The following is a 279-nucleotide window of genomic DNA, read 5'->3' as shown; positions in this document are numbered from 1 at the left end:
ATTTATCTTATGTAAAATCACAAACGCAACCTGAAGATGGCCAATTCCCCCCCTTCAGTTCACGCGTCCTTCAGCCGCCATTGAGACCCGACGCGCACTGCACGAACCGTCGAAGCATTTCTGCAGCCAGTCGTTCGCCCAGTCGGTGGCATATCGGATCGCATCCTGGCGAAGATCGAAACCCGCCAGATCACCGCTCACATGGATGAACGATTCGCCGTCCGGCAGCGGACCACTGATCATCGCGTGAGCCATGTATTCGCCATCGGCGCGACGCGG

Annotated in this window: 1 protein-coding gene; it reads right to left on the bottom strand. The window is 57.3% G+C overall.

Annotated elements, in window-relative coordinates; all coding sequences use genetic code 11:
- Positions 1-54 precede the first annotated feature (54 nt).
- Positions 55-279, bottom strand: a 225-nt coding sequence (locus SB753_RS36690; RefSeq protein ID WP_410805036.1) for a hypothetical protein, incomplete at its 5' end; no start/stop codon positions are given.

Source organism: Paraburkholderia sp. SIMBA_053 (genome assembly GCF_046534895.1).
Taxonomy (GTDB): domain Bacteria; phylum Pseudomonadota; class Gammaproteobacteria; order Burkholderiales; family Burkholderiaceae; genus Paraburkholderia; species Paraburkholderia caledonica.
This window is presented reverse-complemented; position numbering and strand designations above follow the sequence as displayed.